This is a genomic window from Burkholderia sp. BCC1999 (assembly GCF_905339975.1).
In the GTDB taxonomy this organism is placed as follows: Bacteria; Pseudomonadota; Gammaproteobacteria; order Burkholderiales; family Burkholderiaceae; genus Burkholderia.
Map to the genome: position 1 here is coordinate 138,617 of NZ_CAJPHP010000009.1, position 17,124 is coordinate 155,740.

Annotated in this window: 18 protein-coding genes; 7 read left to right on the top strand and 11 right to left on the bottom strand. The window is 66.8% G+C overall.

Translation table 11 applies throughout. From position 1 onward, the window contains the following. The first annotated feature begins 242 nt into the window (after positions 1-242). Positions 243-596: a DOPA 4,5-dioxygenase family protein gene (locus U5809_RS15055; RefSeq protein ID WP_322087087.1), complete on the top strand. Its 354-nt coding sequence runs from the start codon at positions 243-245 to the stop codon at positions 594-596. A gap of 119 nt (positions 597-715) precedes the next feature. Next, positions 716-1,144: a nuclear transport factor 2 family protein gene (locus U5809_RS15060; RefSeq protein ID WP_322087088.1), complete on the top strand. Its 429-nt coding sequence runs from the start codon at positions 716-718 to the stop codon at positions 1,142-1,144. A 24-nt stretch (positions 1,145-1,168) separates the two neighbouring features. On the opposite strand, the gene trhA is transcribed toward U5809_RS15060, so the two are convergent. The 4 genes from trhA to U5809_RS15080 form a co-directional block, all read right to left on the bottom strand. Further along, a complete protein-coding gene (gene trhA, locus U5809_RS15065; protein WP_282508256.1) occupies positions 1,169-1,789 on the bottom strand; it encodes a PAQR family membrane homeostasis protein TrhA in 621 nt (206 codons plus the stop codon). A gap of 196 nt (positions 1,790-1,985) precedes the next feature. Beyond that, the gene (locus tag U5809_RS15070) at positions 1,986-2,192 is read right to left on the bottom strand and encodes a YbdD/YjiX family protein (protein WP_011353713.1); all 207 of its coding nucleotides are present in this window, start codon (positions 2,190-2,192) and stop codon (positions 1,986-1,988) included. Positions 2,193-2,204: 12 nt separating this feature from the next. Then, the gene (locus U5809_RS15075; RefSeq protein WP_122948294.1) at positions 2,205-4,283 is read right to left on the bottom strand and encodes a carbon starvation CstA family protein; all 2,079 of its coding nucleotides are present in this window, start codon (positions 4,281-4,283) and stop codon (positions 2,205-2,207) included. Positions 4,284-4,633: 350 nt separating this feature from the next. Further along, positions 4,634-6,124, bottom strand: a complete 1,491-nt coding sequence (locus U5809_RS15080) for an alanine/glycine:cation symporter family protein (protein ID WP_322087089.1) — start codon at positions 6,122-6,124, stop codon at positions 4,634-4,636. Between the two features lie 239 nt (positions 6,125-6,363). On the opposite strand from U5809_RS15080, the gene dapF reads away from it, so the two are divergent. Then, positions 6,364-7,194: a diaminopimelate epimerase gene (dapF, locus tag U5809_RS15085; protein ID WP_322087090.1), complete on the top strand. Its 831-nt coding sequence runs from the start codon at positions 6,364-6,366 to the stop codon at positions 7,192-7,194. Between the two features lie 135 nt (positions 7,195-7,329). Here the strand turns inward: dapF and U5809_RS15090 are convergent, their stop codons facing one another. The 3 genes from U5809_RS15090 to U5809_RS15100 form a co-directional block, all read right to left on the bottom strand. Further along, positions 7,330-7,758, bottom strand: a complete 429-nt coding sequence (locus tag U5809_RS15090; protein ID WP_282508251.1) for a PRC-barrel domain-containing protein — start codon at positions 7,756-7,758, stop codon at positions 7,330-7,332. 142 nt (positions 7,759-7,900) lie between these two features. Further along, entirely contained in the window at positions 7,901-9,031 is a 1,131-nt protein-coding gene (locus tag U5809_RS15095; RefSeq protein WP_282508250.1) for a 3-deoxy-7-phosphoheptulonate synthase, read from the bottom strand. Positions 9,032-9,223: 192 nt separating this feature from the next. After that, a complete protein-coding gene (locus U5809_RS15100) occupies positions 9,224-10,540 on the bottom strand; it encodes a lipase family protein (protein ID WP_322087091.1) in 1,317 nt (438 codons plus the stop codon). Between the two features lie 404 nt (positions 10,541-10,944). On the opposite strand from U5809_RS15100, the gene U5809_RS15105 reads away from it, so the two are divergent. Beyond that, on the top strand, positions 10,945-11,499 hold the full coding sequence (locus U5809_RS15105; protein ID WP_322087092.1) for a hypothetical protein: 555 nt from the start codon (positions 10,945-10,947) through the stop codon (positions 11,497-11,499). Positions 11,500-11,527: 28 nt separating this feature from the next. Next, positions 11,528-11,950 (top strand): hypothetical protein, encoded by a 423-nt coding sequence (locus tag U5809_RS15110; protein ID WP_322087093.1) that lies wholly within the window; start codon positions 11,528-11,530, stop codon positions 11,948-11,950. A gap of 187 nt (positions 11,951-12,137) precedes the next feature. On the opposite strand, the gene U5809_RS15115 is transcribed toward U5809_RS15110, so the two are convergent. After that, the gene (locus U5809_RS15115) at positions 12,138-12,845 is read right to left on the bottom strand and encodes a YceH family protein (protein ID WP_322087094.1); all 708 of its coding nucleotides are present in this window, start codon (positions 12,843-12,845) and stop codon (positions 12,138-12,140) included. Between the two features lie 383 nt (positions 12,846-13,228). On the opposite strand from U5809_RS15115, the gene U5809_RS15120 reads away from it, so the two are divergent. After that, positions 13,229-13,990 carry an SDR family oxidoreductase gene (locus U5809_RS15120; RefSeq protein ID WP_322087095.1) on the top strand — a complete coding sequence of 254 codons (762 nt, stop codon included), beginning with the start codon at positions 13,229-13,231 and terminating at the stop codon, positions 13,988-13,990. A 17-nt stretch (positions 13,991-14,007) separates the two neighbouring features. On the opposite strand, the gene U5809_RS15125 is transcribed toward U5809_RS15120, so the two are convergent. The 3 genes from U5809_RS15125 to U5809_RS15135 are packed head-to-tail and all read right to left on the bottom strand — an operon-like array spanning position 14,008 to position 16,438. Further along, on the bottom strand, positions 14,008-14,712 hold the full coding sequence (locus U5809_RS15125; protein ID WP_322087096.1) for an MOSC domain-containing protein: 705 nt from the start codon (positions 14,710-14,712) through the stop codon (positions 14,008-14,010). After that, positions 14,709-15,605: a dihydrodipicolinate synthase family protein gene (locus tag U5809_RS15130; RefSeq protein WP_322087097.1), complete on the bottom strand. Its 897-nt coding sequence runs from the start codon at positions 15,603-15,605 to the stop codon at positions 14,709-14,711. Before U5809_RS15130 ends, U5809_RS15125 begins: the two co-directional genes overlap by 4 nt. Positions 15,606-15,655: 50 nt before the next feature. After that, positions 15,656-16,438: an aldolase gene (locus U5809_RS15135; RefSeq protein ID WP_322087098.1), complete on the bottom strand. Its 783-nt coding sequence runs from the start codon at positions 16,436-16,438 to the stop codon at positions 15,656-15,658. 134 nt (positions 16,439-16,572) lie between these two features. Here U5809_RS15135 and U5809_RS15140 point away from each other — a divergent pair, with 134 nt between their 5' ends. After that, on the top strand, positions 16,573-17,115 hold the full coding sequence (locus tag U5809_RS15140; RefSeq protein WP_282508239.1) for a helix-turn-helix domain-containing protein: 543 nt from the start codon (positions 16,573-16,575) through the stop codon (positions 17,113-17,115). Positions 17,116-17,124: the final 9 nt, after the last annotated feature.

Here is a 17,124-nt window from a genome sequence, read left to right on the forward strand (position 1 = left end):
GCCGGTGCGATCCCCGCCTGCGCCCCTGCCGGCAAGGGTTCCGGCGTGATATCGCGCACGCGGATACCGCACAAACGAATGCGTCGGACCAACGGTTCTCCTGATACAGGACAAATCATCGGCGCCGGATTGCCGGATTGCGACACGACGTGCCCGGCAAGGACGCGCGATAATCACGCATCGGCCATTTGCTTCGTTTCGCACGGCCTCTCATGCATTCCCCTTTTTCATCGAGTCCTTCCATGGCTGCCCTCGACACCACCGCCATCGACAGTTGGCACGCGCACGTCTATTTCGATGCGGCCAGCCGCGACGCGGCCTGGGCGTTTCGCCAGGTCGTCGACGAGCGGTTCGGCGCTGTCATCGAGCTCGGCCGCTTTCATGAGCGCCTCGTCGGTCCGCATCCGGCCTGGTCGTACCAGATCGCGTTCGATGCCGCGCGCTTCGACGAGATCGTGCCGTGGCTCGTGCTGAACCACGGCGCGCTGGACATCTTCCTGCATCCGAATACCGGCGACGAACTGCGCGATCACCGCGATTGCGCGGTGTGGATCGGGAAATCGTATGGGCTGAATCTCGACGCGCTGGCGGGGTAAGCGCGGGCCACGGTGCAGCCTTCACACGGCTGCATCCACGTTTCGGGTTGACGTGAAACGTCTCGCGGCGGTGCGCCCATACAGTGGGTTTCCGCCAACGACGCTTCCGGACGCCCGCCATGACACCCGCAGAAACCGACGCCGACGCCCGGCGCATCCATGAAGACTGGCACGCAGCCGTCGTCGCGCGCGACCTCGATGCGCTGATGGCGCTGTATGCCGACGACGCGGTGCTCGAAACACCGCTCGTCGTCGTCACGCTGCCCGCGCACGGCTCGGGCGTGCTGCACGGCAAGGCCGCGATCGGCGCATTTTTCGCGGCCGGCCTGCGCAATCCGGGCAGCCCACTCGGCCGCTGGTACCGGACCGGGCTGTTCTTCTCGAACGGCCGCCAACTCACGTGGGAATATCCGCGCGCCACGCCGGACGGCGACCAGGTCGATCTCGTCGAAGTGATGGATCTCAGCCACGGCCTGATCGCGCATCATCGCGTGTACTGGGGATGGGTCGGCTTCCTCGCGCTGCAGGCGGCCGCCACACGCCGCTAGCGCATTGCGCGGCAGACGCGCCGCTCACGCAACGTACATCGCGACACTGACGAACTGGCACAGGCTGCCGGCCAGTACGAAAAGGTGCCAGATGCCGTGCCCGTGGCGGATGCGTTCGTCGTTGATGAAGAAGTAGATTCCCGCGCTGTAGATCAGGCCGCCGGCCACGAGCCAGGCGGTGCCGACCGGCGGCAGCGCATGGATCAACGGACGCACGGCGACGAGCGCGAGCCAGCCCATCGCCACGTACAGGATCATCGACAGCATGCGCGTGCGGCGCCCGAGCGTCAGTTCCTGCACGATGCCGAACACGGCGAGCCCCCAGCTCACGCCGAACAGCGACCAGCCCCACGGGCCGCGCAGCGTGACGAGCGTGAACGGCGTGTAGCTGCCGGCGATCAGCAGGTAGATCGCCGAGTGGTCGCATTTCTGCAGGATGGCTTTCAGGCGCGGGCTACGCACGCTGTGATACAGCGTCGAGATCGCGTAGAGCAGGAACAGCATTGCGCCGTACACGCTGAAGCTCACCACCTTGTACGGATCGCCTTCGAGCGCGCCCATCGTCACGAGCGCCACGAGGCCCGCCACCGACAGCACCGCGCCGACGAGATGGGAAATGCTGTTGAAACGCTCACCGACATGCACGACGTGTTCTCCTGCGGGTCCATCGGGAAAAGAGAGACCCCTATGATACCGGCGGCCGGATTTCGCCGTGCTGCGCCTGGGCAAACGGCGAAGCGGCCGCCGCGCGATGCGTGCCGCCGCCGCCCCAAAGAAAAAGCGCCGCGATCTCCATCGCGGCGCTTCTCTTTCGATTACCGAACGGCTTGAACAGGCTGGTTCAGCAGCACTTCCCTGCTCCCGACCCGTACCGCGCATTCTGACGCTCGCGGAAAAATTCCTCGTACGTCATCGGCTCGCGGTCCGGATGGGTTGCGCGCATGTGCGCGACGTAGGTGTCGTAGTCGGGCAGGCCGACCATCAGCCGCAACGCCTGCCCGAGGTAACGCCCCGCGCTGCGCAGGTCGCTGCCAAGATCGCTGAACATCGCGGCCTCCCCTTAGCGTCCGCTGCCGAGCGCTTGCGCGGCCGGCATCGCTTCGTACGGCGTCTCGCGCACGGTCGGCTTCGACTCGCGGCGCGCGCGCAGCACGGCGATCACGCCGTACACCGCGATCGCCACGACGACGAAGATGAACAGCCCGGCCAGCGCCGCGTCGATGTAGTCGTTGAAGATGATCCGCTGCATCTGCGCGATCGACTTCGCCGGGGCCAGCACCTTGCCTTCGTCCACCGCGGCCTGCAGCTTCGCCGCGTGCGCGAGGAAGCTGACCTTCGGGTTCGCGTCGAAAATCTTCTGCCAGCCGGCCGTCAGCGTGCAGATCAGCAGCCACACGGTCGGCACGATCGTCACCCACGCATAACGCTCGCGCTTCATCTTGAACAGCACGACGGTGCCGAGCACCAGCGCGATCGCGGCGAGCATCTGGTTCGAGATGCCGAACAACGGCCACAGCGTGTTGATGCCGCCGAGCGGATCGACCACGCCCTGGTACAGGAAGTAACCCCACGCGGCCACGCACAGCGCGGTGGCGACGAGGTTCGCGGGCAGCGACTCGGTGCGCTTGAGCGCCGGGTGGAACGTACCGAGCAGATCCTGCAGCATGAAGCGGCCCGCACGCGTACCGGCGTCGACGGCCGTCAGGATGAACAGCGCTTCGAACAGGATCGCGAAGTGATACCAGAACGCCATCATCGCTTCGCCGCCGATCACCTGGTGCAGGATGTGCGCCATGCCGACGGCCAGCGTCGGCGCGCCGCCCGCGCGCGCGATGATCGTCGTTTCGCCGACGGCCTTCGCGGTCTGCGTCAGCATGTCGGGCGTCAGCACGAAGCCCCATTGCGTGACGGTGTTCGCGACGGCTTCAGGCGTCGTGCCGAGCACGGCGGCCGGCGCGTTCATCGCGAAGTAGATGCCCGGCTCGATCACGCTCGCGGCGACGAGCGCCATGATCGCGACGAACGACTCCATCAGCATCGCGCCGTAACCGATGAAGCGCGCATTGGTTTCGTTGTCGATCAGCTTCGGCGTCGTGCCCGACGAGATCAGTGCGTGGAAGCCCGAAACGGCACCGCACGCGATCGTGATGAACAGGAACGGGAACAGGCCGCCCGACCACACCGGGCCCGTGCCGTCGACGAACTTCGTCAGCGCGGGCATCTTCAGTTCCGGTGCGACGACCAGGATGCCGATCGCGAGACCGAGGATCGTGCCGATCTTCAGGAACGTCGAGAGATAGTCGCGCGGCGCTAGCAGCAGCCACACCGGCAGCACCGATGCGACGAAGCCGTAGCCGATCAGGATCCACGTGAGCTGCGTGCCCGTGAACGTGAACCACGCGGCGAGCGTCGGCGAATCGTGCACGTGCTGGCCGAACGCGATCGACGCCATCAGCAGCACGAAGCCGATGATCGACACTTCGCCGATGCGGCCCGGACGGATGTAGCGCGTATAGACGCCCATGAACAGCGCAATCGGAATCGTCGCGGCGACGGTGAACGTGCCCCACGGCGAGTTGGTCAGCGCCTTCACGACGATCAGCGCGAGCACCGCGAGGATGATCACCATGATCAGGAACGCGCCGAACAGCGCGATCACGCCGGGCACCGTGCCGAGCTCCATCTTGACGAGATCGCCGAGCGAGCGGCCGTCGCGGCGCGTCGAGATGAACAGCACGATGAAATCCTGCACCGCGCCGGCGAACACGACGCCGGCCAGGATCCACAGCATGCCGGGCATGTAGCCCATCTGCGCAGCGAGCACGGGCCCGACGAGCGGACCGGCGCCGGCGATCGCGGCGAAGTGATGGCCGAACAGCACGTACTTGTTGGTCGGCACGTAGTCGAGGCCGTCGTTGTACTTGACGGCCGGCGTCATCCGCAGCCCGTCGAGCTGCATGACCTTGCTGGCGATGAAACGGCTGTAGAAGCGATACGCGATCAGATACACGCAGACTGCGGCGATCACGATCCAGAGGGCACTCACGCGCTCGCCGTGTGCGAGTGCGATCGTTCCGAACGAGAACGCGCCGAGCAGCGCGACCGCGATCCAGAGCAGGGTACTGGAAGCCCGATTCATGGCGTCTCCTGGTCTCCAATGTGGTTTTAGATGGCGTGCGGCACAGGAGCCGCACACACGTGACGTCGATGCGTCGTGCCGCGGTCTCGCAAAGGCCGCGACGATGGGCCGTAGTATTCCGTGCGACGGGGGCGGCTTACAAGCGGTTAACTACGTATGCGGATCTACGTAGAATTACGTAGATGCCTGTGCAACGTTCGGGCGAACGAATGGGAAACGCGCCGGCCTCGCCGGCGCGGCACGATGTAAAACGGCCGGCAACAGATGTGCCGGCCGCTGGTGCAAAACGGATGAATCCCGCGTCGCGCGCCGCCGTCCTCGCAGCCGGCGCACGTTTACGGGATGCCGTGCTAAGACTGCCGCTCGGCTGCCACGACCGGCTCCGCCCGGCTATCGCGCGCGCCGCTTGCCGCCGCCGGCTTCTCCCAGAACGTCGCGTTCGCGATGCCGAGCGCGACCGGATCGAACGACGGCTCGCGCCCTGCGCGCTTCTGCGCCTCGTAGTCGCGCAACGCCTTGAGCGCGGGCTTCTGCAACAGCACGATCGCGACGATGTTCAGCCACGCCATCAGCCCGACACCGATGTCGCCGAGCGCCCACGCAACGCTCGCGCTCTTCACCGCACCGTACAGCGTCGCGAGCAGGATCACCGCGCGCAGCACGAACGTGCCGGCGGCGCTGCTGCGCGCACGGCTCAGGTAGGCGACGTTGGTTTCCGCGATGTAGTAGTACGCGAGGATGGTCGTGAACGCGAAGAAGAACAGCGCCATCGCGACGAATGCCGCGCCGAAGCCGGGCAGCATCGATTCGACGGCCATCTGCGTATAGCCGGGGCCGGCCTCGATGCCGGCCGCACCCGAGAACAGCGCGCGGCCGTTCGGCGCGATCACGTTGTAGGCGCCCGTGATCAGGATCATGAAGCCCGTCGCCGAACAGACGAACAGCGTATCGACATACACAGAGAAGGCCTGCACGAGCCCCTGCTGCGCCGGGTGCGTCACTTCGGCGGCGGCAGACGCGTGCGGGCCCGTGCCTTGCCCCGCTTCGTTCGAATAGACGCCGCGCTTCACACCCCACTGGATCGCCATGCCGAGCACCGCGCCGAAACCGGCCTCGAAGCCGAACGCGCTTTCGAACACCAGCTTGACGACGCCCGGCAGGCGCTCGATGTCGAGCGCGATCACGACGCACGCAATCAGGATGTAGCCGAGCGCCATGAACGGCACGACGATTTCCGCGACGCGCGCGATCCGCTTCACGCCACCGAAGATGATGAGGCCGAGCAGCAGCACGAGCACCGCCCCGGTAACGGGCTTCGCGATGCCGAAGGAGTTCTCGATCGCGGACGAGATCCCGTTCGCCTGCACGCCGGGCAGCAGCAGCCCGCATGCGAACACGGTCGCGATCGCGAACGCGATTGCGTACCAGCGGATGCCGAGCCCCTTTTCGATGTAGTACGCGGGGCCGCCGCGATACTGCCCTTCGCGCCGCACCTTGTAGATCTGCGACAGCGTCGATTCGACGAACGCGGTGCTCGCGCCAAGAAACGCGACGAGCCACATCCAGAACATCGCCCCCGGGCCGCCGAACGTGATGGCCGTCGCGACGCCCGCGATATTGCCGGTGCCGACGCGCCCCGACAGCGACAACGCCAGCGCCTGGAACGACGACACGCCTTCCGCCGATGCCTTGCTGCCGCGCATCAGGCGCAGCATCTCGATGAAGTGGCGAACCTGCGCGAAGCGCGTGCGCAGCGAGAAGTACAACCCTGCGGCAAGACAGAGAAAGATGAGCGCGGGGCTCCAGATGACACCGTTGATCGAATCGACGAGTTTTTCCATAAGGCGTTTCTGTTGATAACGGAAGATGGCGCGTGGCGGAGAGTCGAATCCGTTACGTCCACGCGCGGGTGGCTCGACTACGGGCGGATCCGACCTTGCCTTTCATTTATATTACATTCTTTACGGTTTTCTTCGGAATCGGGGTGAGCCCCAAGCCGCGCGTCACGTCGAGTCACGTCGATTGATCCGCTCCGGCGAGCCACGTACAGTGTTCGCCTGTCCCTCCTGCCAGAACCGCCATGCCGATCGGATTTCAGAAGATGAACGCAAACGGCGATGACTTCGTCATCGTCGACCTGCGCGGTCAGGATCAGGATCACGCGCCACGCATCGACCGCGCCCTCGTGCGGCGCATGGGCGACCGGCACAACGGCATCGGCTTCAACCAGCTCGCGGTGGTGTCGGACTGCGACGACGCGGCCGCCCGCGTCGCGTTCTGGAATGCCGACGGCTCACCGCTCGACACCTGCGGCAGCGCGACACGCGGCGTCGCGTGGCAACTGATGCGGGAAACCGGCATGGCGTCGCTCGTGCTGCGGACCGGCCGCGGGTATCTCGTCTGCTCGAGGGAGGCGAACGGCCTGATCACCGTCGGGATGGGCACGCCGCTCACCGGCTGGCGGGACGTGCCGGTCGCCGAGGCGCTCGACACCCTCGCGCTGCCGCTGCCCGGCGCGCCGGCCGCCTGCAACATGGGCAACCCGCATTGCACGTTCTTCGTCGACGATCTCCGCATGATCGATGTCGCGGCGCTCGGCCCGGCCATCGAAACGCATCCGCTGTTTCCGCAGAAAACCAACGTGCATTTCGTTCAGGTCGTCGATCGCACGCATATTCGCCTGCGCATCTGGGAGCGCGGCGGCGGCGTGCCGCTCGGTTCGGGATCGTGTTCGTGCGGTGCGGTCGTCAACGGCATCCGGCGCGGGCTGCTCGACGATACGGTACGGGTGACATGCGACGGCGGCGACGTCACCGTTCGATGGGACGGTACCGGCAGCGTGTTCCTGAGAGGGCCGGTCGCGTTCGGTTTCGACGGGGTGTGGGTAGACGGAGAGAAGCCGGCGATCTGATCGCCGGAATGGGCGGCATTCGCGGCGTGTTGCGGATCACCACGCCGATTCGCGCGAGCTCGCATGGCGACCGACGGCCGGCGGTCGCCAGCCCCGGCGCAACGCGCGCCGGGCTGCGATACATCGAATCGACGATCAGTGCTTGTCGTCGAGCTTCTTCGGCTTCGGCGGCGACGGCACCTTCGCGTACTGGAACGCCGGCGTCGCCTTCAGCGCTTCCTTCGTCGCGCCCGGCAGGTAGATGTTGCCCTTGCGCACGTCGAGCGACGCGATCGGCACCGCGACGTCATGCGCGGCCACGCCGAGGAAGCCGCCGGCCGACACGATCGCGGCCGACACCGAGCCGTCCGGCGCGACGATCAGGTCGCGCACGGTGCCGACCTTCTGGTTGTCGTCGTTGTACACGGCCTTGCCGAGCACGCTCTTCTTCACGCTCCAGCCTTCGAGCAGCGCCTGCGATTGCTCGACGGTCACGCTGATCGGCTGCGCACCCGCGATCTGCGCGTGTGCGCTGACGCTCGAGGCGAGGACGGTTGCTGCGATGAGGGTCTTGTAGAAAGCCATGCTGTTATGCACTCCGGTGAATTGTTGTCGGTATCGGCGGCCGGCCTCGCCGCCTCCGTGCGCGCGAGGCTGCGCACCGGCCCATGTTAGCGCCACTCGTGCAACGCTGCATCGGACGCGATGACGCAGCCCGCGTCACGCGTCACGCGTTGCGCGACCGCGCGCGCCGTTGCCGCACGGCGTCGGCCAGCACGTCGAGCACCGGCTCCGTCTGCGTCCAGCTCAGGCATGCATCGGTGATCGACACGCCGTACTTCAGCGGCACGCCCGGCTTCAGGTCCTGACGCCCGGCCTCGAGATGGCTCTCGACCATCACGCCGACGATCCGCTGCTCGCCCTGCGACAGTTGCCGTGCGAGATCCTGCGCGACATCCACCTGCCGGTCGTGCGACTTGTTCGAGTTCGCATGCGAGCAGTCGACCATCACCTGCTCGCGCAACCCGGCCTTGCGCAGCACCGCGCAGCACGCCTCGACATGCTCGGCGTCGTAGTTCGGGCCCGTCTTGCCACCACGCAGGATCACGTGCGCGTCGTCGTTGCCGCGCGTCTCGAAGATCGCGGCCATCCCCATCTTCGTCATCCCCATGAACGCATGGCTCGCCGCGGCCGCGACGATCGCGTCCGACGCGACCTGCACGCCGCCGTCCGTGCCGTTCTTGAAGCCGATCGGGCAGCTCAGGCCCGACGCGAGCTGGCGATGGCTCTGGCTCTCGGTCGTGCGCGCGCCGATCGCGCCCCACGCGATCAGGTCGGCGATGTACTGCGGGCTCAGCAGGTCGAGGAATTCGGTCGACGCCGGCAGGCCGAGCGCGTTGATGTCGAGCAGCAGCTGCCGCGCCGCGCGCAGCCCTTCGTTGATGCGGAAACTGCCGTCGAGACGCGGATCGTTGATGTAGCCCTTCCAGCCGACCGTCGTGCGCGGCTTCTCGAAGTAGACGCGCATCGTGATCAGGAGGTCGTCCTTCAGCGCATCGGCGGCAACCTTCAGGCGGCGCGCGTAATCGAGCGCCTGGTCGTGGTCGTGGATCGAGCACGGGCCGACGACCAGCAGCAGCCGGTCGTCGCGGCCGTGCAGGATGTCGCCGATCGCGCGGCGCGTATCCTCGACGAGCGTCTGCGTGCCGGCCGGCACCGGCAGCTCGTCCAGCAGCAGCGCCGGCGAGATCAGCGGGCGCACGGCGCCGATGCGGACGTCGTCGATACGCGTGGTGTCCTGCGTCGCGTCGGCGCTGCCTACCTCGCGATCGTGGGAAGGATTGTCGAGGTTCTGCATGGTGATTCTCCGGGGGACGTCTGAAATGATGGGCAGCCTCGATTATGGCACCCGGAGAAGGCGGCACAGAGTAACGGCGGGGGACCGCGGGCGCGTGGCAACCGCCGTCACGCGACCGGCGTCGAGACGTCGAAAAAAAGGGCGACCGCCAGCGGGTCGCCCGACCATTCATCCGGTCGTACGTCGCTGCGTCTAGTGCAGCGTCTCGGGCGCCAGCGAATTGCTCGGCAGCAGCGACGTCAGCCAGCAATTGCTCGGTGCGGTTTTCCCGTTGAAGCGGTCGTAGAGCCAGGGCAGCATCCCGGCCACCCACGGCACGATCGCGCCCGCATGTTCCAGCGGATACTCGGTGTACGTGACCGGCGTGCCGCTGGCGCAGAAACTCTGCGCCAGCGCGCGCACGTCGTACGCGAGCATCACGCCGTCGCCGACCTGGCTGCTGAAAGTGCCGTCGAGCGCACCTGCCGTGCCCTGGCCGATGAACATCGGGATCGTCGGCGATGCGGCCAGCCCTGCATTCACCTTGTTCGCATACGTCACGTACGCCGGGATGCTGTTGATGTCGTTCGCGTATTGCGGCTTGAACAGCGTGCTCCAGTGCAGGCCCGTGTACTTCGGCAGGATGTACGCAAGCGACTGGTTCTGGATGTCCTTGAACACGGCGACGCCCGTATCGCTGAGATACGGCGTCAGGTCGAACGCATAGCCGCGCGACAGCCCGGCCAGCGCGGCCGCCGCAACGCCACCCCACACGATGCTGCCGTCGACGTAGCGCAGGTTGTGCGCGGGATCGACCAGCACGCCGCCTTCCGCCGCGCCGACGAGCTGCTTGTTGATGTCGGGCGCATAACTCGGCGCGAGCTGCACGGCCCAGTTCGTCGCGATTGCGCCGCCCGAATAGCCGATCATCGCGACCTTGCTCGACGGATTCAGGCCCGTCGACGGCGTATTGAGCGCCGCGCGGATCGAATCGAGCGTCGTCATCCCGTATTCGGGGCCAGCCGCGAAGTCCGCCGTCTGGCCTTCCGTATCGGGCACGATGATGTTGTAGCCGAGCAGCAGCAGCGTCGACAGCGGGATCGACTCCGCACTGTAGAGCAGCGTGCCGACGTTGATGACCTTGGTCACGTCGCGATCGCCGGCGATCACCTGCGACGGCTCGTCGTACGGGTTCAGCGAATCGTAGGCCGACTGGTACGAAATGGCCTGGCCGTTGCTGACCTGGCTGCGGATCACCGACGTCACGTTGACGACGGGCTGGTTTTGCGCGTTGTTGGTGCGGTACAGCAACTGCTGCGCGGTCACGGCGGTCGGGATGCCTGCGACGTGATAGGTGACGTTGCGCGTCTTCAGCACCGTGCCCGGTGGAATCGATGCCAGCGGCGTGGCGCCGGTGTATGTGTAGAACGGATCGGACACGGTCGGCGCGGCGGCGCCGGCCGGCGGTGCGGCAATGGCCAGCGCGGCGCACACGGCGGCCGCGACGGTCATGAGTCGTCTGGAGGACATGGGTGGGGGCCCCTGGGATAACCTGCTTTCATCGAAGGAAGTTCGGCGGTATTGCAGACCATCGTGCTTGCCGCATCAAAACCGTTTCCATGCCATCGACTGTCTCCTGTGAGTAAATGATCCGGCCTGTTCTGAATCCGACATTTTAGTAGGAGTACAAACCGGATTAATTGAAGCACAACGTGGACACGTTCGATGGGCGTTTTCGATTGTTTGAAGGTAAACGTCTAAAACCCTGGCCGATCGACGCGAACGCACCGGCCGTTCGGCCGACTGTTCGCGTGTCGCCGAAGTACCGTACGATCACGTCTGTCCGGTAACGAAGCGGCCCGTGGTGCGACACCGGACACACCGTGCGCCGCCTGCCTGCAACCCATCGTTCCCTGCCCGACCGACACGCCACGATGACCGTATCCGAACTGCTCCGCGCCATCCGCCAACCTTACGCCGACCTGCTCGCGAAAGCGGCCACGCAACCGTCGGCGATCGTCGAGCCGGCCTACCGGCAGGCCGACGGCGCGCTCGCCACCGAAGGGCCGCTCGCGCTGCCGTGCCGAGCCGACACCATCGCGGCCGAAGGCGAAGCGGCCGGCCAGCCCGTGATGATCGATTCGACCACGCAGCTGGATTTCGAACCGTTCGAGTTCAATCTCGAAACCGCGGCCGTGTCGATCCGCCCGTTCGTGTGGGACTGGGCCGTGATCGAGGCCGACGGTCTCGACGAAAGCGTGGCGGTCGATGCGTTCAAGACGTGGTTCCTCGCGTGGTTCGATGTCGACGACGACAACGAGCCGGCCGAAGACGGGCTGCACGGCATCGTGCACTACCTGTCGGAACCGGTTCGCACGGAACACGGATGGCGCGTCAACGCGGATCTCGGCTCCGCACCCGAGACAGCCGTCGAGGATCTGCTGTTCCGGCTCGTCGATGCGGGCGCTTCGCGGATCAGCGTTGGTTGACGTACCGTTTCAGTTCTCTCACGCCATCATGAAAAAAATCCTCGCAGCCGTACTGCTCTGCGTGTCGCTGCCGGCACTCGCCAAGGTGTCCACCGAAGTGTTCTGCTTCAAGTCGGATGGCGACAAACCCGTGCGCTTCGAGATGCGCACCTACTACGACGATGCAGTCAAATGGTCGGGCGGCATGGTCCGGTACGCGAACGCGAAAACGGCACTCCCGTTGGTGATCGAACATGAAGAGGACGAAGTGCTCGCGGAAGATCGCCCGCATCAGTACACGACGACCTGGGTCGAACTCGTCGACGGCAGGATCAACGGTCGGTACGAAATGATGAGCCAGGGCGCGATGATCTATTCGATGACCTACACCGCTGCGCGCACCGGCAAGAAGACGTCGTTCGGCCGCGCACTGGATGTCGACGCGTCCGAGCGAACCGGGTGCCGCTGGTGATGCACCCGGCAAGCTGTCGTTCGCCGTGTCGGGGAACGACCATGCGGCGGGAGCCTGTCCGGGGCCTCTGCTCGACGCGCCGTTTGCGGCGCGCGAGCCGATCGTGAGATCGGATGGTGCGCGTTATCTCGTGCCGGGCGTGAAGCTGAAGTCACGCGGCGGTGCACAAGCACCGCCGCCATCTGCGTCAGGACGCGTCGCCTTGCGCGTCGACGTCGATTCCCAGCTCAGTGGCCATCCGCTGAACCAGCGCACTCAGCCGCGCCACTTCATCCGCGAGGCGCTTCTGCTCGGCCTTCAGCGCCTCGAACTCGGAAGGCGGTACCGAATCCGCGCCGCCGGCATCCGCGCTCGCGAAGTCGGCCACGTTCACTTCGCCGCACATCAGGTGCATCCAGCGGTTTTCGCGCGCGCCCGGTGCGCGTGGCAGCCGGATAACGAGCGCCTGCGCGCGCGCCGCGAGTTCGTCGAGGAACGCCTCGACCGACGAGATATCCGCGAAGCCGTGCAGGCGTGCGCTGTTCAGGCGCAGCTCGGCGGCCGTCTGCGGGCCGCGCAGCAACAGGATCGTCAGCAGCGCGATCGCCTGGCTCGGGATGCCGAGCACGCGGTTCATGTTGTGCTCGAAACGCGGCACGCGGCTGCTGCTGCCCTCCATCACGAGGCTCAGGCGCTTCAGCTCGTCGAGCGCGGTCGTCACTTCGTCCTCGCTGACGCTCATCACCGGCGCGCGCGCGGTCTTCTGGTTGCAGCCCGCGGTCAGCGCGTTCAGCGACAGCGGGTAGGTATCCGGCACCGTGTGCTGTTTCTCGACGAGCACGCCGAGAATGCGGGCCTCGAGGGGCGTGAGTTCGCGAAGGGCGCGTGGCGTGGGCGTATCCGGCGTGGTGTTCATGAGTGGCGTCGCAGCGTGCAGCAGGTGAAGGGAAACGATCGCGGCCCGTCCGGCATCGCGCACGGGCGAGCCATATGATAGCTCGCGACGCGTGGCCCCGCGCCGCGCGCTGCGCTGGCGCGCGCACTTGCCGCAGCCGGCTTTCGTCCAACCTGTCGGCGCGCCCGGTACTGCGCGGCGCCGCGCGGCGATGCATGCGCGCACGCCCCGGCGTTTGCGCGATGCGCGTGCCGGCGCTACGATATGCGTTCACCCCGATATCCGTGGCGCCGCTTGCGACTATATTCGCACGCCGGTTCCACGCATCGTCCGTCCTTGGCGTGCTGCCGCCACGCATGCCCGCCGCTCGTCACCACCGCTCACCCCTTCACCGGTTCACCGCCATGACTGCATCCTCTTCCGCGCACGTGCGCGCCATCGTCACCGGACACACGCGCGGCCTCGGCGCGTCGCTCGCCGAACAACTGCTGCTGGAGGGCGTCGCCGTGCTCGGCGTGTCGCGCAGCCGTCATCCGTCGCTCGCGTCGCAAGCCGGCGACCGCTTCTCCGAAGTCGAGATCGACCTGTCCGATTCCGCGGCCGTCGCAACCTGGCTCGCCGGCGACACGCTGCGTCGCTTCGTCGACGGCGCATCGCTCGTGCTGCTGTTCAACAACGCGGGTATCGTCGATCCGATCGGCCCGCTCGCCGCGCAGGACCCGGCGATCGTCGCGCGCGCGGTCGGCCTGAACGTCGCGGCACCGCTGATGCTGTCGGCCGCGCTCGCGCAGGCGGCCTCGGCCACGACCGAATGCCGGATCCTGCACCTGTCGAGCGGCGCAGCCCGCAACGCATACGCGGGCTGGAGCATCTACTGCGCGACCAAGGCCGCGCTCGATCACCATGCACGCGCAGTGGCGCTCGACGCGAACGGCGCGCTGCGGATCTGCAGCGTCGCGCCAGGCGTCGTCGACACGGGCATGCAGGCGACGATCCGCTCGACCAGCGAAGACCACTTCCCGATGCGCGAAAAGTTCGACGAGTTGAAGTCGAGCGGCGCGCTCGCAACGCCCGAGGCGGCCGCGCGGCAACTGATCGGCTATGCGCTGAGCGACGCGTTCGGCGCCGAGCCGACGGCCGACGTGCGGAACCTGCCGGCCCGATAAGCTGCAAACGCGGCCCGTCACCCTCCGAGCCGCTTCGTCCAGTCTTCGACCTGCCGCTCCGTCCGGCGCTTTTCAAGCATCTTGCGCCAGCCGGGCGGCAGCAACGGCACGTCGCACAGCGCAGCGAGCGCGGCCATGTCGAGCGTGCGCCGGTACAGCACGTCGAGCACCGCCGACAGCGGCCATTGCGGATACGCGCGCTCATGCAGCGTCAGCACTTCGCCCGCCTCCACCCAGCCTTCCTGCAGCACACGGTAATACCAGCCGGTCCGGCCGCTCTGCTGCACGAGCGCGGCCATCCGCGGATGATCGAAGCGTGCGTTGAGCTTCCAGCACGGCTGCCGCGACTGCGTCACCTGAAGCACGGCACGGCCCAGCGTGAACACGTCGCCGAGACAGACGTCGCGCTCGGTCACGCCTTGCGTCGACAGGTTCTCGCCGAATGCGCCCGGCTGCGCGAGCACGTCGCGCGCGCCGATCTGCGCCGACCACCACGCATAGTGGTCGTGGGCATAGTGGTGAACCGCCTTGTCGGGGCCGCCGTGATGCCGCGCATCGGCCTGCTCGTCGCCGGAAAAGCCGAGCGTACCCAGCCACAGACGCGCATCGACCGGCTGCTTGTCGATCGCGCTCGCATGCGGCGTGCCGGCCAGCGGCCGGCTCGTGCCGACCCGCACCGCGCCGATGGCGGCCGCGATCGCCGGCCGTGCGTGATCGCTCATGCCGCGACGCCGTCCGGCAGTGCCGCGAGCAGGCGTTCGAGTTCGCGCGTGCGTGCGTCGCCCAGCGGCAGCAGCGGCTTCCGCGGCTCGCCCGCGTCGAAGCCGCGCAGCCGCAGCCCGGCCTTCACGGTCACCGGCAACCCGCCGTTGACGATGAACTGCAGCAGCGGCAACTGCGCGTGAAATACCGACCTGGCGCGCGTCAGGTCGCCCGTCCGCATCGCGTCGACCAGCGCGAGCGGCAACGCGGCATTCAGGTTCGGCGCGGCCGTGCACCATCCGGCCGCACCCGCGGCCAGCGCGGCGAGCGCCATCGGGTTGCTGCCGTTGTAGAACGGGATCGTCCCGTCGCTCAACTGCGCGAGCCGATGCATCCGGCCGATGTCGCCGGTGCTCTCCTTGACCATCGTCACGTTGTCGACGGTCCGGCAGATCGTCGCGATCAGGTCGGGCGACATGTCGACGCCGCTCGTCGCCGGGTTGTTGTACAGCATGATCGGGATGCCGATCGCCTCGCCGATCGCGCGATAGTGCGCGACGATCTCGTCGTTGCCGAGCTTCCAGTACGACACCGGCAGCACCATCACCGCATCGGCGCCGGCCTGCTCGGCAAGGCGCGCGCGGCGCACCGCGCCTGCCGTGGTGAGGTCGGAAATCCCGACGACGGTCGGCACGCGCCGGCGCACCGCGCGAATCGACGCGATGGCGACCGCCTCCCATTCGGCATCGGACAGGTAGGCGCTCTCGCCCGTACTGCCCAGCGAGGCGATCGCGTGGACGCCGTCGGCGATGAGCCGCTCGATCAGCGCATCGAGCGCTGTCAGGTTAACGCCGCCATCGGCGGAGAACGGTGTAACCGGGTAGGCAATGATGCCTTGCAACAGGATGGACACGATCTGTATTCCTCAATGATTGTCGGGCGAGGTGGGATCGACGCACGCATTCATGCGACGCAATCCCGATGCGTACGCAGCGCGCGACGGGCGTAATAGTCGAACGTCACCGCGTCGCGTTTCGGCTTCGAAATCCAGTCGTGCGCCTCGCGCGCCAGTGCCGCCGGCACCGGCCTGATCTCGCCGGCGGACATCGCGAGCAGTTGCAGCTTCGCGGCCCGCTCGATCAGCAGCGCGAGCATGCAGGCTTCCTCGATCGTCTTGCCGACCACGAGCTGGCCGTGATGCGACAGCAGGATCGCGCGCTTGCTGCCGAGCGCCTTCGAAATGATCTCGCCCTCCTCGTTGCCGACCGGCACGCCCGGCCAGTCCTTCAGGAACGCGCAATCGTCGTACAGCGGGCAGGTGTCCATGTGCGACACGACGAGCGGCTGCTCGAGCATCGACAGCGCCGCGACATGCGCCGGATGCGTGTGAATGATGCAGTTCACGTCCGGGCGCTCGCGATAGATCCACGTATGGAACCGGTTGGCCGGATTCGGAATGCCTTCGCCGTCGACCACGTCGAGATCCTCGTTGACGCGCAGCAGGTTCGCGGCCGAAATCTCGTCGAACCCGAGCCCGAGCCGCTGCGTGTAATACGTGCCGGCGTCGCCCGCGCGGCAGGTGATCTGCCCGGCCAGACCCGAGTCGTGACCGGCGTCGAACAGGATCCGGCACGTGAGCGCGAGCTTCTGCCGCGCGGACCAGCCGCTGTCGCCCACCTCGTTTTCAAGCCGCTGCTCGGCCAGCGCGACCAGCGCTTCCTTCGTCAAATTCAGCGTTTCCGCCATGTTCGCCTCCTGACTGGATCGGGTTCGCCGCGCCGTCCGCGGTCGTTTCCCCGGCATCACGAGACACACGATACATCATAGGACACTTTGTGTCATGCGTTACAATCGGTTTTTCGAAGGACACCCGGCGCCCCATGACGATTCGCCTGAAGCTGCTCAGAAAACAGAAGGGCTGGACGCTCGATGTGCTGGCCGACGAGACAGGCCTCACCAAGAGCTACCTGTCGAAGGTCGAGCGCGGCCTGAGCGTGCCGTCGATCGCGGTCGCGTTGAAGCTGTCGAAGGCGCTGAGCGTCGACGTCGAACAGTTGTTCTCGGAAAGCCACAACCGCGAGCTGATCACGGTCACGCGCGCCGGCGAGCGCACCGCGATGGGCGCGGCGGCCGACCGCCACGCGCACCGCTTCGAAAGCATCGCGGCCGGCGTCGCGCCGAAGAAGATGCTGCCGTTCGTCGTGCACCCGCCGCACGAGTTTGTCGCGTCGACGTTCCGCGAGCACGAAGGCGAGGAATTCCTGTTCGTGCACAAGGGGCGCGTCGAAATCGAATTTCCGAACGAGACGGTGCAACTCAAGACCGGCGATTCAGTCTATTTCAACGCACTCATCCCGCACCGCACGCGCAGCCTCGGCACCGCGCAGGCGGAGATCCTGGTCATCGTCAGTCACGACGACTAGCCTCGTCAC

Excerpts from the sequence above, each read along its gene's own strand:
- U5809_RS15075 (WP_122948294.1), bottom strand. The coding sequence starts at position 4,283 with ATGAATCGGGCTTCCAGTACCCTGCTCTGGATCGCGGTCGCGCTGCTC.
- U5809_RS15120 (WP_322087095.1), top strand. The coding sequence starts at position 13,229 with ATGACTGCATCCTCTTCCGCGCACGTGCGCGCCATCGTCACCGGACAC.
- U5809_RS15055 (WP_322087087.1), top strand. The coding sequence starts at position 243 with ATGGCTGCCCTCGACACCACCGCCATCGACAGTTGGCACGCGCACGTC.
- U5809_RS15060 (WP_322087088.1), top strand. The coding sequence starts at position 716 with ATGACACCCGCAGAAACCGACGCCGACGCCCGGCGCATCCATGAAGAC.
- U5809_RS15140 (WP_282508239.1), top strand. The coding sequence starts at position 16,573 with ATGACGATTCGCCTGAAGCTGCTCAGAAAACAGAAGGGCTGGACGCTC.
- U5809_RS15070 (WP_011353713.1), bottom strand. The coding sequence starts at position 2,192 with ATGTTCAGCGATCTTGGCAGCGACCTGCGCAGCGCGGGGCGTTACCTC.
- U5809_RS15100 (WP_322087091.1), bottom strand. The coding sequence starts at position 10,540 with ATGTCCTCCAGACGACTCATGACCGTCGCGGCCGCCGTGTGCGCCGCG.
- U5809_RS15135 (WP_322087098.1), bottom strand. The coding sequence starts at position 16,438 with ATGGCGGAAACGCTGAATTTGACGAAGGAAGCGCTGGTCGCGCTGGCC.
- U5809_RS15080 (WP_322087089.1), bottom strand. The coding sequence starts at position 6,124 with ATGGAAAAACTCGTCGATTCGATCAACGGTGTCATCTGGAGCCCCGCG.
- U5809_RS15125 (WP_322087096.1), bottom strand. The coding sequence starts at position 14,712 with ATGAGCGATCACGCACGGCCGGCGATCGCGGCCGCCATCGGCGCGGTG.
- dapF (WP_322087090.1), top strand. The coding sequence starts at position 6,364 with ATGCCGATCGGATTTCAGAAGATGAACGCAAACGGCGATGACTTCGTC.
- U5809_RS15095 (WP_282508250.1), bottom strand. The coding sequence starts at position 9,031 with ATGCAGAACCTCGACAATCCTTCCCACGATCGCGAGGTAGGCAGCGCC.
- U5809_RS15110 (WP_322087093.1), top strand. The coding sequence starts at position 11,528 with ATGAAAAAAATCCTCGCAGCCGTACTGCTCTGCGTGTCGCTGCCGGCA.
- U5809_RS15105 (WP_322087092.1), top strand. The coding sequence starts at position 10,945 with ATGACCGTATCCGAACTGCTCCGCGCCATCCGCCAACCTTACGCCGAC.
- U5809_RS15115 (WP_322087094.1), bottom strand. The coding sequence starts at position 12,845 with ATGAACACCACGCCGGATACGCCCACGCCACGCGCCCTTCGCGAACTC.
- U5809_RS15090 (WP_282508251.1), bottom strand. The coding sequence starts at position 7,758 with ATGGCTTTCTACAAGACCCTCATCGCAGCAACCGTCCTCGCCTCGAGC.